Annotated in this window: 10 protein-coding genes; 8 read left to right on the forward strand and 2 right to left on the reverse strand. The window is 39.4% G+C overall.

The features are described 5' to 3' along the window. Positions 1 to 56: 56 nt before the first annotated feature. Together ACINWC743_RS06475 and ACINWC743_RS06480 are read right to left on the reverse strand one after the other, a co-directional pair. The gene (locus ACINWC743_RS06475) at positions 57 to 2,288 is read right to left on the reverse strand and encodes a TonB-dependent siderophore receptor (protein WP_009584822.1); all 2,232 of its coding nucleotides are present in this window, start codon (positions 2,286 to 2,288) and stop codon (positions 57 to 59) included. A 206-nt stretch (positions 2,289 to 2,494) separates the two neighbouring features. Next, the gene (locus ACINWC743_RS06480; RefSeq protein WP_035300511.1) at positions 2,495 to 3,013 is read right to left on the reverse strand and encodes an RNA polymerase sigma factor; all 519 of its coding nucleotides are present in this window, start codon (positions 3,011 to 3,013) and stop codon (positions 2,495 to 2,497) included. Positions 3,014 to 3,271: 258 nt separating this feature from the next. Here ACINWC743_RS06480 and ACINWC743_RS06485 point away from each other — a divergent pair, with 258 nt between their 5' ends. From ACINWC743_RS06485 to ACINWC743_RS06520, 8 genes are all read left to right on the forward strand, one after another. Further along, positions 3,272 to 4,480, forward strand: a complete 1,209-nt coding sequence (locus tag ACINWC743_RS06485) for an efflux RND transporter periplasmic adaptor subunit (protein ID WP_009584828.1) — start codon at positions 3,272 to 3,274, stop codon at positions 4,478 to 4,480. A 3-nt stretch (positions 4,481 to 4,483) separates the two neighbouring features. Then, positions 4,484 to 7,579 (forward strand): efflux RND transporter permease subunit, encoded by a 3,096-nt coding sequence (locus tag ACINWC743_RS06490; protein WP_009584820.1) that lies wholly within the window; start codon positions 4,484 to 4,486, stop codon positions 7,577 to 7,579. Then, positions 7,576 to 10,680 carry an efflux RND transporter permease subunit gene (locus ACINWC743_RS06495; protein ID WP_035300500.1) on the forward strand — a complete coding sequence of 1,035 codons (3,105 nt, stop codon included), beginning with the start codon at positions 7,576 to 7,578 and terminating at the stop codon, positions 10,678 to 10,680. Before ACINWC743_RS06490 ends, ACINWC743_RS06495 begins: the two co-directional genes overlap by 4 nt. Positions 10,681 to 10,690: 10 nt before the next feature. Beyond that, positions 10,691 to 12,088 carry an efflux transporter outer membrane subunit gene (locus tag ACINWC743_RS06500; RefSeq protein ID WP_035300503.1) on the forward strand — a complete coding sequence of 466 codons (1,398 nt, stop codon included), beginning with the start codon at positions 10,691 to 10,693 and terminating at the stop codon, positions 12,086 to 12,088. Between the two features lie 335 nt (positions 12,089 to 12,423). Further along, complete coding sequence (locus ACINWC743_RS06505; protein WP_004831187.1) at positions 12,424 to 12,615, forward strand: hypothetical protein; 192 nt, start codon at positions 12,424 to 12,426, stop codon at positions 12,613 to 12,615. Positions 12,616 to 12,927: 312 nt separating this feature from the next. After that, on the forward strand, positions 12,928 to 14,247 hold the full coding sequence (locus tag ACINWC743_RS06510; protein WP_004831186.1) for an NCS2 family permease: 1,320 nt from the start codon (positions 12,928 to 12,930) through the stop codon (positions 14,245 to 14,247). 119 nt (positions 14,248 to 14,366) lie between these two features. Continuing rightward, positions 14,367 to 15,368: an adenosine deaminase gene (locus tag ACINWC743_RS06515; protein ID WP_035300505.1), complete on the forward strand. Its 1,002-nt coding sequence runs from the start codon at positions 14,367 to 14,369 to the stop codon at positions 15,366 to 15,368. Between the two features lie 68 nt (positions 15,369 to 15,436). After that, complete coding sequence (locus ACINWC743_RS06520; RefSeq protein ID WP_004831184.1) at positions 15,437 to 15,787, forward strand: hypothetical protein; 351 nt, start codon at positions 15,437 to 15,439, stop codon at positions 15,785 to 15,787. Positions 15,788 to 15,889: the final 102 nt, after the last annotated feature.

A 15,889-nucleotide genomic window follows, 5' to 3' on the forward strand; every position in this document is an offset into this window, starting at 1 on the left:
CATTACTAGATTGAATTTATTTAAGCTTTGGATCAATCATAAATTTAAAAACAGAATTACCAACTGTAGCGAACACCTACATTAAAGTTTGTGGGTGCACCATAATAACTATTGGTTGTCGCCAAATGATATTTTTCATTGAATAGATTATTTACATTGAGATTAACCAACAAATTTTCATTGATTTTATAACGTGCCATCAAGTCAACGAGTGTATAACTGTCTTGAGTAAAGCGTGTGTTTACAGGGCGAGTCACATCCGAATAAATATCGCTTTGCCAACGTAGACTGCCACCTACTGTCAGTGCTTTATCGAAATAAGGCAGGGTGTAAGTGGTAAATATTTTTGCTGTATTGTTGGGGATATTGGTGTTTAAACTTTTTCCTTGACTGTTTTTTGATAAATTTCGGGTAAAACTTCCTGAAATTTGCCATAACTCTGTCAGTTTTCCAGTTGCTTCCAGTTCAAAACCACGGCTTTTAGTTCCTGATTCTGCTGTATATCTTCTAGAGCCATCTGCTGCTAAATGAGAGCCATCAGGTTGATCTGGAACAGCTACTGCAAAATTATCTTCTTTGGTTTGATAAATCGCAGCTCCTACATTTAATTGATTGTCGAAAAACTCACCTTTGATCCCAAGTTCTGTGCTATTCCCAACGAGTGGGTCTAAATATTCATCATTAAAGGTCTTTTTATCTTGCGGTGAAAAAATATTGGTATAACTTGTATAAGTGGTCCATTGCTCAGTCAAATCATAAGTCAGTCCAATATAAGGAATTACTTCGCCAGTTTCTTGATGAGGTGTTGTTTTGGTAGTGTTTGTGGCATTGTCATGATTTTTGGTCACACGTTTCCAATCTTCAACACGTGTCCCCAAGATAATCGCAGCTTTGTCTGAAGGCTTTAATCGAACAGCACCAAATATAGAGCGGCTACTGTCTTCAGTTTTGTACCAGCCATCAATCATAGTCTCTGGGCGAGTTGGATTATGCCCATCCCAAGTGAAAATATTATCTAAATCGCCAATCCATGTCATATCATTGTTCCATCCAGAATAGGTGGGACGTTGACTATCACTTTTTGTATAGGTTGTCCCTACGACGACATCATGAGTTTGGTTAAACAGATTAAAGGAACCATTTAAGGTTAAATTAAATAGATTCTGTGTGGGTTCATAATCCCAACGTGTGGCATAAATTAATGCGCCAGCACCTGTTTGTTTATCAATTCCTGAACTATATGCATAGCCGACTACCTCATCAGAAGAGGTTTCAGTTCGAGAAATCGTTCCCTTGAGTTTCCAATTATCATTAAATTTATGTTCAATATCTGCAAAATAACCTGTTGTTGAACGGTCTGAATAGGTCCAGTCAGCTGCCGCTGAATCAGAACGTGACCAATTGATCAGTGATCCATCTTTATAGTATGAAGGTAAGCCTCCACGTGCGATGCCTGTAATATCAATTTGTTGGTGGCTGATACCGAAACTTGCTTTGGTTCGATCAGTCAAATCAGCTTCAAGTACACCATAAGCAACTTTACGTTCTTCAGCATAACGATCGATATAAGAGCCACCATCTTGATAAGCCAATACGGCACGACCACGAAGACTTTCAGATTGGTTTAATGGTGATGAAACATCAATATCGGTACGATATGTGTCCCATGAGCCAGCACTTGCACTCACTGAAGCTTTAAAATTCTGTAATGGTTTTTTCCTAACCATGTTGATACTGGCACTTGCTGAACCGGCACCAGTCATTAAACCATTAGCACCACGTACAATTTCAATACGGTCAAAAAGCGCAGTATCTTGGCTTTGAAAGATACTTGAATAAGAGTTTAGGAGTTTTACACCATCCAATAAGTAATTGTCTACGCTTTGACCACGCGCATAAATTGGTGTGTTATCGGAGCCGATATTTCCGCCTTGATTGATGGTTAAACCCGCAGCTTGAGTGACCACATCTGTTAACTGGGTGAGATTTTGATCTTCCATTTGCTGGCGAGTAATCACACTCACCAGTTGCGGTGTTTCTTTTAAGCTGAGGGCTAATCCAGTGGATGCAGTGGTTGCTTTCGCCGTATAAAGACCTGTTTCTTCTGTTGTTAATGTATCACTGTTGGCAGCAGTGACCGTAATGGTAGGGAGTTGTTCGGAATTTTGTTGCAGGTTCTCAGTATTATCTGATGCTGCAAATAATGATCCATTGACTAAAATAGATCCACCCCAAAGTACAGTTCGAATAGCCACAGTCAGAGCATGCTTAGCTTGATGTTCCTTCATAAGATTCTCATACGAGTTATATTTATCTATTAGTCGTTTAATGTGAAAAAAAAGCTCAAATTTTTCTAACTTTTTTACTTTTAGACAATTTGGAAATAAAAATATTAAAAAAGAAATGTTTGTTATTTTATATAAATCAGTAATTTGAGTTTGAATTTTTAAAGCCTTTATATAATCAGGAAAATTTAAATCTGATCACGATATATCTAGTTCAAGGTATTGTTATAGGTTTTAGAACAAGCGCTGAATGCCTGCTTCATATCTCTTTTGACTGTGGCTTGTGAAATATTGAGTTGCTGACCAATGGTGCGATAAGTCATTCCTTCTAACTGAGACAATAAAAAAACCTGAGCAACTCGATTGGGAAGGTTTTCAAGGGTTTGTTGGACCTGATTCAAAGTTTCGCGCATGCAGATTTGATGTTCAGTCGAAGGATAATCATCTTGAGTGATTGAGGGGAGTGTCTCTAAATAACCTCGTTCAATTTGCTGATGTCGCCAATGATCAATGATGACATGTTTGGCTATGCCCAATAGCCATGCTTTGGGTTCTTTGATTTCTTCAAAACGATAGTTGCTTTTTAATGCACGATAAAAAACTTCTTGACTCAAGTCTTCTGAAGAGTGGTGATTATGGAGCTTATGCTTAAACCATAAAACCAAGCTACTTTGATAGTCTTGATAAATATGGTTGAACCATTGCTGTTTTTCTACGTTCAAATTCATTGAAGTTGCCTGTTGAATCAGCGAACAGAACAAAGTTTTGCTGTGTAGATACAAGTATTGAAAATAATGATAGTGATAATGATTATTAAATGCAATAATAAACATTACAAAAAGCAACATGTAGTATTGAACTGATTTAAATCAAGTTTCATCAAGCGAATGGATGAAATGAGCACTGATTTTTAGTGAATTGTCACTTTATTTGGTTTGATCTTTGTAAATATCGCGAATTCTGCGACTGTCTGAATAAGAGTTTTTATGAGTAATCCATTAGTCAATATAAGCCCCAAAAAGAGTTCACTTCAGCAGAAGTTTAAATATTTAATTGGATTAATCATTCTCATTGGCTTGGCGCTAGCAGGTTTTTATTGGAAAAAATCGACGTCTAAACCTGTAGAGGAATACAGTCAGTGGAGTAAACCTGTTCCTGTAAGAACAGTATCCGTACAGCAGCAAAATTTACAACTTGAGATCAAAGCTATAGGAACGGTAATTCCTGCACATACAGTCAATGTTCAAAGTCAAGTTTCTGGTGTGCTACAACAAATTTATTTTAAAGAAGGTCAATGGGTTAAAAAAGGCGAGCTACTTGCACAATTAGATCCTGCACCGTTTCAAGTTGCATTGGCACAGGCGCAGGGCATCCAGCAGCAAAATTTGGCACAACTGCAAAATGCAGAAACAGAGTTAAAACGTTATCAATTACTGTTTAAGCAAGACTCGATTGCCAAACAGCAAGTCGAACAACAACAAGCGTTGGTGAATCAGCTTAAAGGGCAAATACAATCGAACAAAGCCCAAGTTGATGCGGCCAAATTACAGCTATCGTATACACGAATTTATTCACCGATTGCAGGGCGAGTAGGCTTTAGACAAAAAGATGCCGGTAATTTGATTCAGGCCAATGAAACAACAGGCTTGGTCACAATTACTCAAGTCCATCCTATTTATGTGCAATTTGCAGTTGCCGAAAATTATTTGATGGGGCTACGTGATACTTTGAAAAAAGGACAGCAAATTGAAGTGAGTGCATGGGACAAAAGCGAGCAAAATAAGTTAGCGATGGGACATGTGCAATCACTGGATAATCAGATTGATGTCAGTACCGGAACATTAAAGCTAAAAGCAGTATTTAACAATCAAGACGATGCTTTATTTCCTAATCAATTTGTCAATGTTCGCTTGAATACACAGACGATTCAGAATGCCATCACAATTCCAAATGATGCTGTGCAACATGGCGCCAAAGGAACCTATGTTTATATTGTTAATCCACAACATAAAGCTGAAATTCGCATGTTAAAACTGGGCATGACTTCAAACGGTCAAATTGAAGTGATAGAGGGTTTAACAGCAAAAGAGCAGGTGGTTTTAGAAGGGATTGATCGACTATCAGAAGGAAAAGAGGTTCAAATCGTTTCAGATCAGCACCAACAAACTTCAAACGTGGACGCAACTCAGAGATAAATCATGAATATTTCACGATTCTTTATTTTACGTCCAGTCGCTACGACGCTGTTAATGCTTGCCTTGTTATTCAGTGGTTTCTTAGTTTGGCGTTTGCTTCCAGTATCTGCTTTGCCACAAGTCGATTATCCGATTATTCAGGTATATACCTTTCAACCCGGTGCAAATCCAGATACGGTGCAAAGAACCATTATCGCTCCACTTGAACGTGAAATGGGGAAAATTGCAGGGTTGAAACAGATGTCGTCCAGTAGTTCTGTTGGTGCGTCGGTAATTACTTTACAGTTCGAACTCAGTGCGGAATTGGGTGTAGTTGAACAAGAAGTGCAGTCCGCACTCAGTACAGCCAGCAATAAGTTACCCGATGATCTGCCCACACCACCTGTGTATCGCAAGGTTAATCCTGCCGATGTTCCAGTGATTACTTTGGCCATTAGTTCTGATACTTTGCCTTTAACTACAGTCTATGACATGGTTGATACACGTGTTGCTCAGAAACTTTCACAACTGACTGGTGTGGGCATGGTCAGTCTTGCAGGTGGGCAAAGACCTGCAATACGGGTACAAATGAATCCAGCCGCGCTTGCTTCTTACAAAATGAGTGCAGAGCAAGTACGAACAGCGATTCAGTCAGCCAATGCCAATCAACCGAAAGGCAGTTTTGATGGTCCTTTTCGAACCACAATGTTGGATGCCAATGACCAGATTCGCTCAATTCACGATTATGAAAATTTAATTTTGCGATGGAATAACGGCGCACCGATACGTTTAAAAGATGTGGCAAAAATTATAGAAGGCAGTGAAGATCGTTATATGGCAGCTTGGGCAGACAGCCAGTCAGCGATTTTGGTGAATATTCAACGCCAACCGAATGCCAATGTGATTCAGGTTGCTGATCAAATTAAGCAGGTATTGCCTGAATTACAAAAGAATTTACCAGAAAACGTTAAAATTCGGGTTTTAACAGATCGTACGGAAAGTATTCGAAGCTCAATTCGAGATGTACAAAAAGAATTGGTTTTTGCTGTTTGTCTTGTGGTCATGGTGACCTTTCTGTTTTTAAAGAATTTATCTGCAACCATCATTCCAAGTATTGCTGTACCGCTTTCAATTATTGGTACTTTTGTGGTGATGTATTTTCTAGGTTTCTCTGTTAATAATCTGACCTTAATGGCACTGACGATTGCGACTGGTTTTGTGGTCGATGATGCGATTGTGATGCTGGAAAATATTGCACGGCACCGAGAGTCAGGTGAAAATTTATTACAAGCGGCATTGAAAGGTGCTCGAGAAATTGGCTTTACCCTTATATCTTTGACAGTTTCATTGATCGCAGTACTGATTCCATTACTGTTTATGGGCGACGTCGTTGGGCGCTTATTCCATGAATTCGCAGTCACTTTGGCAGCAGCAATCGCAATTTCTTTGGTGGTGTCTTTAACATTGACACCGATGATGTGCGCCTATTTACTCAAAAATACTCAGCATGCAACTTCAAAAAAGTCTTGGAGCTTAGATCAAGTTATTGATTATTATGCTAAAGGATTGACGTGGGTTTTTCGCCATCAAACCCTGACCTTAGTCGTAATGTTGAGTACAGTATTGCTGGCAGGATTCTTATATTGGGCGATTCCCAAAGGATTTTTCCCAGTGCAGGACAGTGGGGTGATTCAAGTCGTAACTGAAGCACCAGATGATATTTCATTCCAAGCCATGAGTGAACGTCAGCAAAAACTTGCCAGTCAAATTCTCAAAGATCCTGCGGTTGAAAGTTTATCTTCATTTATTGGGGTAGATGCCAATAATCCGAAACTGAGTAATGGGCGTATTTTAATTAACCTAAAGTCACATGCTGAGCGTGATGATGCTGATCTGGTGATGTCCCGTTTGCGTAAACAAATGAGTCAAGTGCAAGGTATTTATGGATGGATGCAACCTGTACAGGAGTTGAGTATTGAAGACAAAATTAGTCGGACTCAATATCAACTCAGCTTAAGTGCAACACAAGCTTCAGACTTAGAAAAATGGACGCCTCTATTGGTAGATGCATTGGCACAACGTTCTGAATTTGCAGATGTCACCAGTGAGGGGAGCGGACAAGGTTTACAGGCATTTATTGAGGTCAATCGAGATGCTGCATCTCGTTTAGGTTTAAGCATTGAAGATATTAGTTTGGCCTTACAGAATTTATTTGCCCAACGTCAGATTGCGACACTGTATACCCAATCAAATCAGTATCGTATTGTCTTGGAGCTCAATCCTGATTTGATACAAGGTTTGGATCATTTAGGGCAAACTTATATTCATAATGGTAATGGTGAACCCATATTACTCAGTACTGTTGCTACGATTGTTCAAAAAAGAGTGCCGACTATTTTACAACAACAAGCACAATTTCCTGCCAATGGTGTGTCTTTTAATCTTGCTTCAGGTGTGGCATTGGGAGATGCAATTAAAACCATTCATGAAGTGGAACGACAGCTCAATTTGCCTATCGATGTGAAGTTGAAATTACAAGGTGCGGCGGCAGCATTTGAAAATGCCCAACAACATACATTTTGGCTGGTCATCGCCGCGATTGTCACGATGTATATTGTTTTGGGGATTTTATATGAAAGTTTTATTCATCCCATTACCATTCTTTCAACATTACCCTCTGCTGCAATCGGTGCTTTAGTGGCCTTGTTTTTGGTACAACGACCGTTGGATATGATTGCATTGATCGGAATCATCCTATTAATTGGTCTGGTCAAGAAAAACGGTATCATGATGGTCGATTTTGCTTTGGCTGCGCAAAGGAATGATGGTTTGACACCGCAGCAGGCGATTTATCAAGCAGCACTAATGCGCTTTCGTCCGATTTTAATGACCACACTTGCAGCATTGGTCGGAGCGATTCCACTCATGTTGGCTTCGGGCGCTGGTGCAGAATTACGCCAACCACTCGGCATCGTGATGGTCGGTGGTTTGATTGTCAGTCAGTTACTTACCTTATTTACAACACCCGTGGTTTATTTATTCTTTGATCGATTGCAACAATCTTTTTCGAACTCTAATTCATCAACAATAACGGCAAATGAAGTAGGGAGGGAGTCTTGAAGGTGCTCTCAAACTTTATTCATCGACCCGTTGCCAGCATATTGTTGGGTATAGCAATTGTATTGTTGGGCATATTGGCTTATTTTCGCTTGCCAGTGGCAGCTCTACCGCAAGCTGATATCCCCACAATTGTTGTACGAGCCAGTTTACCTGGAGCAAGTCCAGAAAGTATGTCTGCGACAGTGGCAACCCCTTTGGAACGAGCCATGATGGGGGTGTCAGGGGTTAAAGCCATTAACTCTTCAAGTAGTCAAGGTTCAAGTCAAGTGGTTTTGCATTTTGCTTTGGATACGGACATTAATGAAGCTGCTCGAGAAGTACAAGCAGCGATTAATGCGGCAATGTCACAGCTTCCTTCTGGTATGCCTAGCCCACCTGAATATTTTAAAATTAATCCAAGTCAAAGCCCGATTCTTTATTTGGCATTGAGTTCAAAGCATTTATCTGCTGGAAAACTCTATGAGATTGCTGCGAATCAATTACAACCGAATCTTGCTCAAGTCAGTGGTGTTGGTGAAGTTGCCATTGATGGTGCTTCCATGCCTGCGGTGAGAGTGACACTTAACCCGAATGCTTTGATTGCTCAAGGGATCTCTTTGGAGCAAGTTCGTGAAGCGATTGTTCAGGCAAATCGAACACAGGCATTGGGTGTCATAGAGACTGAAAAATTACGATGGCAGGTCGCACTTTCAAATGACTTAAAAACTGCACAAGACTTTGCTGATTTGGTGGTTTATCGAAATGCGCAGACATTGGTTCATTTAAAAGACGTTGCAGAGGTACAAGACTCCGTTGAAAATCGTTATGTCAGTGGTTTTCATAATGGTCAACCTGCTGTGATTATTAAAATCAGCCGTCAACCCAATGCCAATACTGTTGCGACCATTGAAAAAATAAAAGAAAAGATACCTGAATTAAATGCCTTAATTGCTGCGGACGCTCAACTCATCACCGTGATGGATGGATCAGAGATTATTCGAGCCAGTCTTGATGAAGCACGTGATACTTTATTATTTTCCATGTTTTTGGTGATCGTCGTCGTCGCATTGATGTTGGGACGTTTACAAAGTGCAATTGTGCCCAGTATTGCCTTGGTCGTGACTTTGATTGGCGCATGTAGCTTGATTTATCTCGCAGGTTTTTCACTGAATAATTTGTCGATCATGGCTGTGATTGTGGCAATCGGATTGGTTGTGGACGATGCCATTGTCGTCTTAGAAAATATTGAGCGCCATATTGAACAAGGTGAACAGCCTGTTCAAGCCGCAATCAAAGGTATCAGTGAAGTTGGTGCGACTTTGGTGGCAATGAATTTAGCTTTGGTGGTGATTTTTATTTCCGTACTATTTATGGGCGGTGTAATTGAACGATTGTTTAGAGAGTTCTCTTTAACTTTAGTGTTTATTGTCATTTTATCTGTATTGGTGTCATTGGTTCTGACCCCCAGTTTGTCTGCACGGACACTTAAACCCCTTAAAAGTTATCAGCATCAAGCTTTGTACCAGTTTAGCCATCGTACAACACAATATTTAACTCAGCTCTATTTGCGCTCCCTGAAATGGATGATTGGACATGCCTATATTGCAATTCTATTGTGGATTGGGGCAATTGGGGCATCCGCATATCTTTACCAAAATTTATCGAAACGGGTGCTACCTGAGCAAGATACAGGTCGTGTAGATGCCTTTATACGTGGTGATGATGGGTTCTCTTTTCAGATTATGCAGCCGAAAATTGCCAGTTTCAGTCAAAGTGTTTTAAAAGACCCAGCCGTAAAAGATGTCATTGGGACTTCAGGTGGAGCAGGAGGGACCACGAACTCTTTTCTCATGGTGAGTTTAAAACCTAAAGCCGAGCGTGGTGGAAAATCTTCACATGAAATTGTTGAGCGACTTAAGCAAAATGCACCTTGGCAAGCTGGGGCAATTTTCTCGGCACGTGTTAAGCAAGAGTTAGAACTAGATGATCCATTTTCAAGTGGGAGTGGTCAAGATTATATGTTGCTTCTGCAATCTGACAATGTTGCCTTGTTACGCCAATGGGTGCCCAAAGTTGCGCAGGCCATGCAGAAACTTCCAGAACTTGAGGAAGTTGAAAGCATGGGAGATGAAGGTGCTCAGCATGTCACATTAGATATAGATCGTGAAGCTGCTCGTCGTTTGGGTGTAGAGATTGAAAATATATCGAGTGTATTGAATAACTCATTTTCACAACGTCAGATTTCAACCATTTATGATCAAAATCAACAATTTCATGTGGTGATGGAAGTCGATAAGCATTTTACTGAGCATCCAGAAGCTTTGGCGAATGTTCGTATACCAAATCAACAGGGTGCATCTGTACCATTGAGTAATTTTGCCAAATGGTCCTATGGGATTAGTAATGATCGAGTATATCGCCGTAATCAGTTTGCAGCGATGGGAATCGGTTATGTGGTGAAACAAGGTTACAGTTATGAACAGGCCGATGCTGCGATACGATCTGTTTTGCCTGAAGTGATGTTACCCAATGAAATATTTATGACCACGGATAAAGATGTGGAAGCAGAAAGTTTACAAGGTGGCTTAAGCGCAGCATGGTTAATTTTGGTGGTGATACTACTGATTTATATTCTATTGGGAATTACTTATGAGAGTGTGGTTCATCCCTTAACTATTTTATCTACTATCCCTGCTGTGGCATTGGGAGCGCTATTTACCCTATGGTTATTTGACTTCCAATTTACCCTCATTGCACTTTTAGGTATGTTTTTGTTGATTGGCATCGTGGTGAAAAATGCCATCCTTTTAATTGATTTTACTTTGCTTGAACGGCGTCAAGGTAAGTCCGCATACCAAGCCGTGTTGTCTGCTGCAAGCTTGCGTTTTCGTCCGATTTTAATGACCAATAGCGCAGCACTACTTGGCACGATTCCATTGGCACTTAGCTGGGCTGAAGGGGCTGAGTTACGCCAACCTTTAGGTGTTGTCATTGTGGGTGGATTAGCACTGGGTCAATTATTCACCTTATATAGCACACCTGTCTTATATTTAGCTTTGGAAAAATGCGCAGAATTTTGCGCAAGATTGAAGCGCAGCCATATCGTTCAGTCTGGTCAATAGGAACTATAACATGCAAAATTTAATCAAAAAAAATGTGATCAGTCTAAGTTGTATGTTGTTCCTGACAGCATGTCAATCAACCAAAGTTTGGCATCCACCGCAATATCAAGTGCCAATTATTCAAGCAGATCAGAACTATAAATATTCAACTTTAAACTGGAAACAAACCAAAAATTTAAAAATACACTCAAATGCATGGTGGGAGATTTATCACGATTCAACCTTGAATCAATTGATGCAACAACTCAATCTCGAAAATTTGGATTTAAAACAGGCTGAAGCACGATATGTACAAGCGGCCGCATTACTCAACCAACAGTATGCGCAACGTTCAGCAAAGTTAATTGTAGACGGTGGAGTAAATCGTCAAGCAACCAAGCAAAGCTCAGCAAAAAATCAATGGTCTACGGGTATTCAAGCCAGTTGGATCCCAGATTTGTGGGGCAGAGTTGCAAAAGCGATTGAAGGGCAAAATGCAAATCTAGCCGCTTCTCAAGCAGACTTAGATGCTGTAAGACTCAATCAGCAATTATTAGCAACAGAGGCTTATTGGAATATACGGATATTGGATGCGCAGTTAGCGGTATTACAGCAAACCCAAAAAAGTTATTCACGATCTGTCGAGATTCTCAATAACCAATATCTTGCTGGAATGATCGCACGTGCAGATGTGATTCAAGCAGAAACACAGCGCAAACAAGTTGAAATTCAGCAGATTGAAATACAACGTGATCGTGATTTACAAGAAAATATTTTGGGCGTACTACAGGGCAAAACGGTTTCACAATTTCAGTTGGCTCGGCAGCAACAAACCTTTCAAATACCTGTTTTACCCACACAAATTCCTAGCCGTTTATTAATTCAGCGTCCAGATGTTCGACGTGCTGAACGAGAACTTGCAGCCACACATGCAGAACTTGGATTAGCGCAAACGGCTTGGCTACCTGATCTTAGTATCGGTATAAATGGCTCAGTCAATGCTCAAACTTTGAGTCAATTATTCCAAGCGCCACAATACTTATGGTCAACAGGTTTGCAAGCGACATCAATGATTTTTGATGGAGGTAAACGTAAAGCTGAAATTGAGCTTGCACAAGCACGTTATGCTGAAAAAACGGCAAATTATAAACACATTGTTTTAAGAGGATGGAAGGAAGTTGAAGATGCACTTCTACAATCTGCCAGTTTTAGGCAACAACAAAATGAACAAGGTCGTTTATTTGAATTAGCAAGAGAAAATGAACAAGTGGTCACTCGCCGTTATCAAGCAGGTATGGTGAGTTATTTAGAAGTGGTTACGGCACAAAATTTGCGCTTACAAGCAGAACAAGCAACTTTGGAATTAAAACAACGACAGTTAAACAATACAGCACAATTGATTGCAGCATCAGGCGGACAGATTAATTAAAAGCATTCATCAATGTTGATTATTGAATAATGCTTTGTGGTTTTTTTCTCGTATTGAGTCTTTTAGATTTTGCTATGCCGTGTATCATCAATGAAGATGTACACCTCCTTGATAGACGATGTGTAGGTTAATTTAAGCAAGTCTCAAACTTACCGCCCTAAACCGAATTTTGCTTTAATTGTTGTCATTTTAGGGTGTTTGGTCCATAAAAATGCACTGTTCAAGTGCGATATTTTAATAAATGTATCTTGATTCATTTTTTTAGATAAAAGTGTTATACAAGTCACAAAATATATGTATAATCGCCGAAATTTATCACTTGACATGATTTAAAAATGGTAAAGCTCATAACTTTGACAGTCTTCGCTGGGATTTTATTTCTTGGTTATTTTACCTATGTGGATACGCAACAGAAAAAACAGCAAGAAATGCTGAATATCATTAAAGAAGCAAATTTAACCATTAAAAATGTTGAAGCGAACCCAAATAATCAGCGTATTTTAAAGGGCAATCATTCATCCATATAATCTCAAGAGTGGCTATGCTGATGTTCAAAAATTATCAGATCCGATGAAATGAACGGGGGAGGACGTTCAGTTTGATAAAATTATATAAACAGTATGATATAATTTGCGAAATATAACCGATCAAGTCCGTTTATACATTCTAGAATATTAAAGCTGCGCATTCGCAGCTTTTTTAATTCAAGTTTTTTATCGGAAATGTCATTTTGGTATGTTTATTGAATGCTTAACTACGGCTAAATTGATGCCATGTATCATTTACTCAATCAACTCGATTTTATCAACGAATAGCTCAAACTTAACAGGGGCTCAACAATGACGAATCCAAATCCTTCAGCGGGTTTGCTCGAACGCTTATTTAAATTAAGTGAAAACAAAACAACGTTTAGAACCGAAATACTTGCAGGTTTAACAACGTTTTTAACGATGTGTTATATCATCATTGTTAATCCATTGATTCTATCTGAGACAGGTATGGATCATGGTGCAGTATTTGTCGCAACATGTTTGGCAGCTGCAATTGGTTGTTTGGTTATGGGGGTGGTAGCGAACTATCCAATTGCGCTTGCACCAGGTATGGGGTTGAATGCGTATTTTACTTATTCAGTCTGCTTGGGAATGGGGGTTGAGTGGCAAACAGCATTGGCTGCTGTATTTGTTTCTGGATTGGTATTCATTGCAATTAGTATGTTTAAGATCCGAGAAGCCATTGTAAATGCCATTCCAATGTCATTGAAGTTTGCAATAGGGGGAGGAATTGGTTTATTCCTTGCGCTGGTTGCATTGAAAAACTCAGGCATTATTGTTGCGAATCAAGCAACGCTGGTTGGTTTAGGTGATTTAAAACAACCGACTGTTTTATTGACTTTGTTAGGCTTTTTCCTCACAGTCATTATGCATCACTATAAAGTTCGTGGTGCAATTATTATCAGCATTTTAGCAGTAACAGGAATTGCAACAGCGCTCGGCTTAAACGAGTTTAAGGGTGTTGTGGGTACAATTCCTTCAATTGCACCAACGTTCATGCAAATGAATTTTGAAAATTTATTTTCAGCAAGTTTGGTAGGCGTTATCTTTGTATTCTTCTTGGTTGATCTTTTTGACTCAACAGGCACATTGGTTGGTGTTTCACATCGTGCAGGTTTGTTAAAAGATGGTAAATTGCCACGTTTGAAAAAAGCATTGTTTGCAGACTCTACTGCAATTGTTGCAGGTGCTGCCTTAGGAACATCTTCAACGACACCTTATATTGAATCATCCGCAGGTGTTGCTGCTGGTGGTCGTACAGGTTTAACTGCTGTTGTTGTGGGTTTATTATTCCTTGCATGTTTATTCCTAGCACCGCTTGCACAATCTGTTCCTGGTTTTGCAACAGCACCAGCATTATTATTTGTTGGTGTATTGATGATCCAAGGGATCACCAACATTGAATGGGATGACATTACCGAAGCTGTTCCTGCATTTTTGACCATCGTATTTATGCCGTTTGCCTACTCAATTGCAGATGGTATTGCAATGGGATTCATTAGCTATGCTTTGGTTAAACTGTTTACAGGTAAAGCTAAAACTGTACCTTATATGGTGTGGATCATTGCTGTGCTTTGGGTGATTAAATTCGTTGCATTTGGTGGCTAATATCCAGAAATGCATAGAGGGTGTAAACTCATGTTTGCGCCCTTTTTTATTTAATGTGTAGATATAAATCCAAGAGATTTGGATGTTTTGATTTAATTTAAGAAATTTGAGGATATATCGTGAATAGGTTAGAACTCATCCGTGCTTTGCCAAAGGCGGAACTCCATGTACATATTGAAGGCACGTTCGAGCCAGAACTCATGTTTGCGATTGCACAGCGTAATCAGATTGATATTCCTTATAAATCTGTAGAGGAAGTGAAACAGGCATATAACTTCCATAATCTTCAATCATTTCTTGATATTTATTATGCAGGCGCGAATGTATTGGTTAAGGAACAGGATTTCTATGATTTGGCTTGGGCGTATTTTGAGAAATGCGCAGAAGATCATGTGGTACATACCGAAATGTTCTTTGATCCACAAACACATACATACCGTGGTGTAGCATTTGCAACCGTGATCAACGGTTTACAACGTGCGTGTGATGATGCAAAAGCTAAGCTTGGGATTAGTTCACATTTGATTATGTGTTTCTTGCGTCATCTAAGTGAAGAAGCTGCTTTTGATACCTTGGAACAGGCACTGCCATATAAAGATCAAATCATTGGTGTTGGTTTAGATTCAAGTGAAGTAGGGCATCCACCTGCTAAATTCGAACGTGTTTTTGCTAAAGCACGTGAAGCTGGATTTTTGGTTGTTGCACATGCTGGAGAAGAAGGTCCAGCTGAATATGTATGGGAAGCTTTAGATCTCCTCAAAGTCAATCGTATAGATCATGGGGTTCGTTCAGAGGAAGATCCTGTACTTATGCAACGTTTAATTGCTGAAAAAATGCCTTTAACGGTTTGCCCACTCAGTAATCTTAAACTATGTGTTGTCAATGATATGGCGCAGCATAATATCCAGCGCTTATTAGAGCAGGGTGTTCATGTGACTGTAAATTCAGATGATCCATCTTATTTTGGTGGATATATGAATGATAACTTTATATCAATTGCAGAAGCTTTGGATTTATCGACACAAGAATTAAAACAATTGGCAAAAAACTCATTTGATGCTGCTTTTATTTCTGCTGAAGAAAAGCAAAATTGGAATCATCAAATAGATGCATTAAGCTAAGTCAAGGTATATCCTAGCCATATTAAAAACAGTGTGTGAGCACTGTTTTTTTTCATGAGGAAAATGATTTGAAACTTTTAACTGCATTGATGTTGATTTTACCCATCACGGTTGCTTGTGCGGATTCCAATAAAAGCATGACGCAAAAAATGTTTAAGCCTTTGATAGAATTGCAATGTGCCAATGAATTAAAATCTTCAAAAATTTGGCAAGCTTCGGCTTTTCTATGGTCGAGCACTCAGCAAAACCAAGCGCAGGAGAAAATCTGTGCTTGCGTCAGTGATAATGCTTTAAATGATATTCCTGCTACAGAATTGCTTAAGGCGACCGTGAGCGAGTCGGCTAAAGACAGTTTGGTTCAAAAGGCAGTTATGAACAGCTTGAAAGGTTGTGCAAAAGAAGCTTTAAATTATAGATGATATAGTCAATCTGTTGAAAAATTCATACAGTAGAATATCATTTCTGTTGATCAATAAAATTAAAGCGATCAATATATTGTTTGATGATATAAAGCTTGCACT

Origin of the sequence: Acinetobacter sp. WC-743, from assembly GCF_000335555.1 — a bacterium.
GTDB classification, from domain to species: domain Bacteria; phylum Pseudomonadota; class Gammaproteobacteria; order Pseudomonadales; family Moraxellaceae; genus Acinetobacter; species Acinetobacter bereziniae.

What these genes read in the sequence shown, in the direction of transcription:
- ACINWC743_RS06505 (WP_004831187.1), top strand. Translation starts at nt 12,424, where the DNA reads ATGGTAAAGCTCATAACTTTGACAGTCTTCGCTGGGATTTTATTTCTT.
- ACINWC743_RS06490 (WP_009584820.1), top strand. Translation starts at nt 4,484, where the DNA reads ATGAATATTTCACGATTCTTTATTTTACGTCCAGTCGCTACGACGCTG.
- ACINWC743_RS06510 (WP_004831186.1), top strand. Translation starts at nt 12,928, where the DNA reads ATGACGAATCCAAATCCTTCAGCGGGTTTGCTCGAACGCTTATTTAAA.
- ACINWC743_RS06485 (WP_009584828.1), top strand. Translation starts at nt 3,272, where the DNA reads ATGAGTAATCCATTAGTCAATATAAGCCCCAAAAAGAGTTCACTTCAG.
- ACINWC743_RS06500 (WP_035300503.1), top strand. Translation starts at nt 10,691, where the DNA reads ATGCAAAATTTAATCAAAAAAAATGTGATCAGTCTAAGTTGTATGTTG.
- ACINWC743_RS06475 (WP_009584822.1), bottom strand. Translation starts at nt 2,288, where the DNA reads ATGAAGGAACATCAAGCTAAGCATGCTCTGACTGTGGCTATTCGAACT.
- ACINWC743_RS06480 (WP_035300511.1), bottom strand. Translation starts at nt 3,013, where the DNA reads ATGAATTTGAACGTAGAAAAACAGCAATGGTTCAACCATATTTATCAA.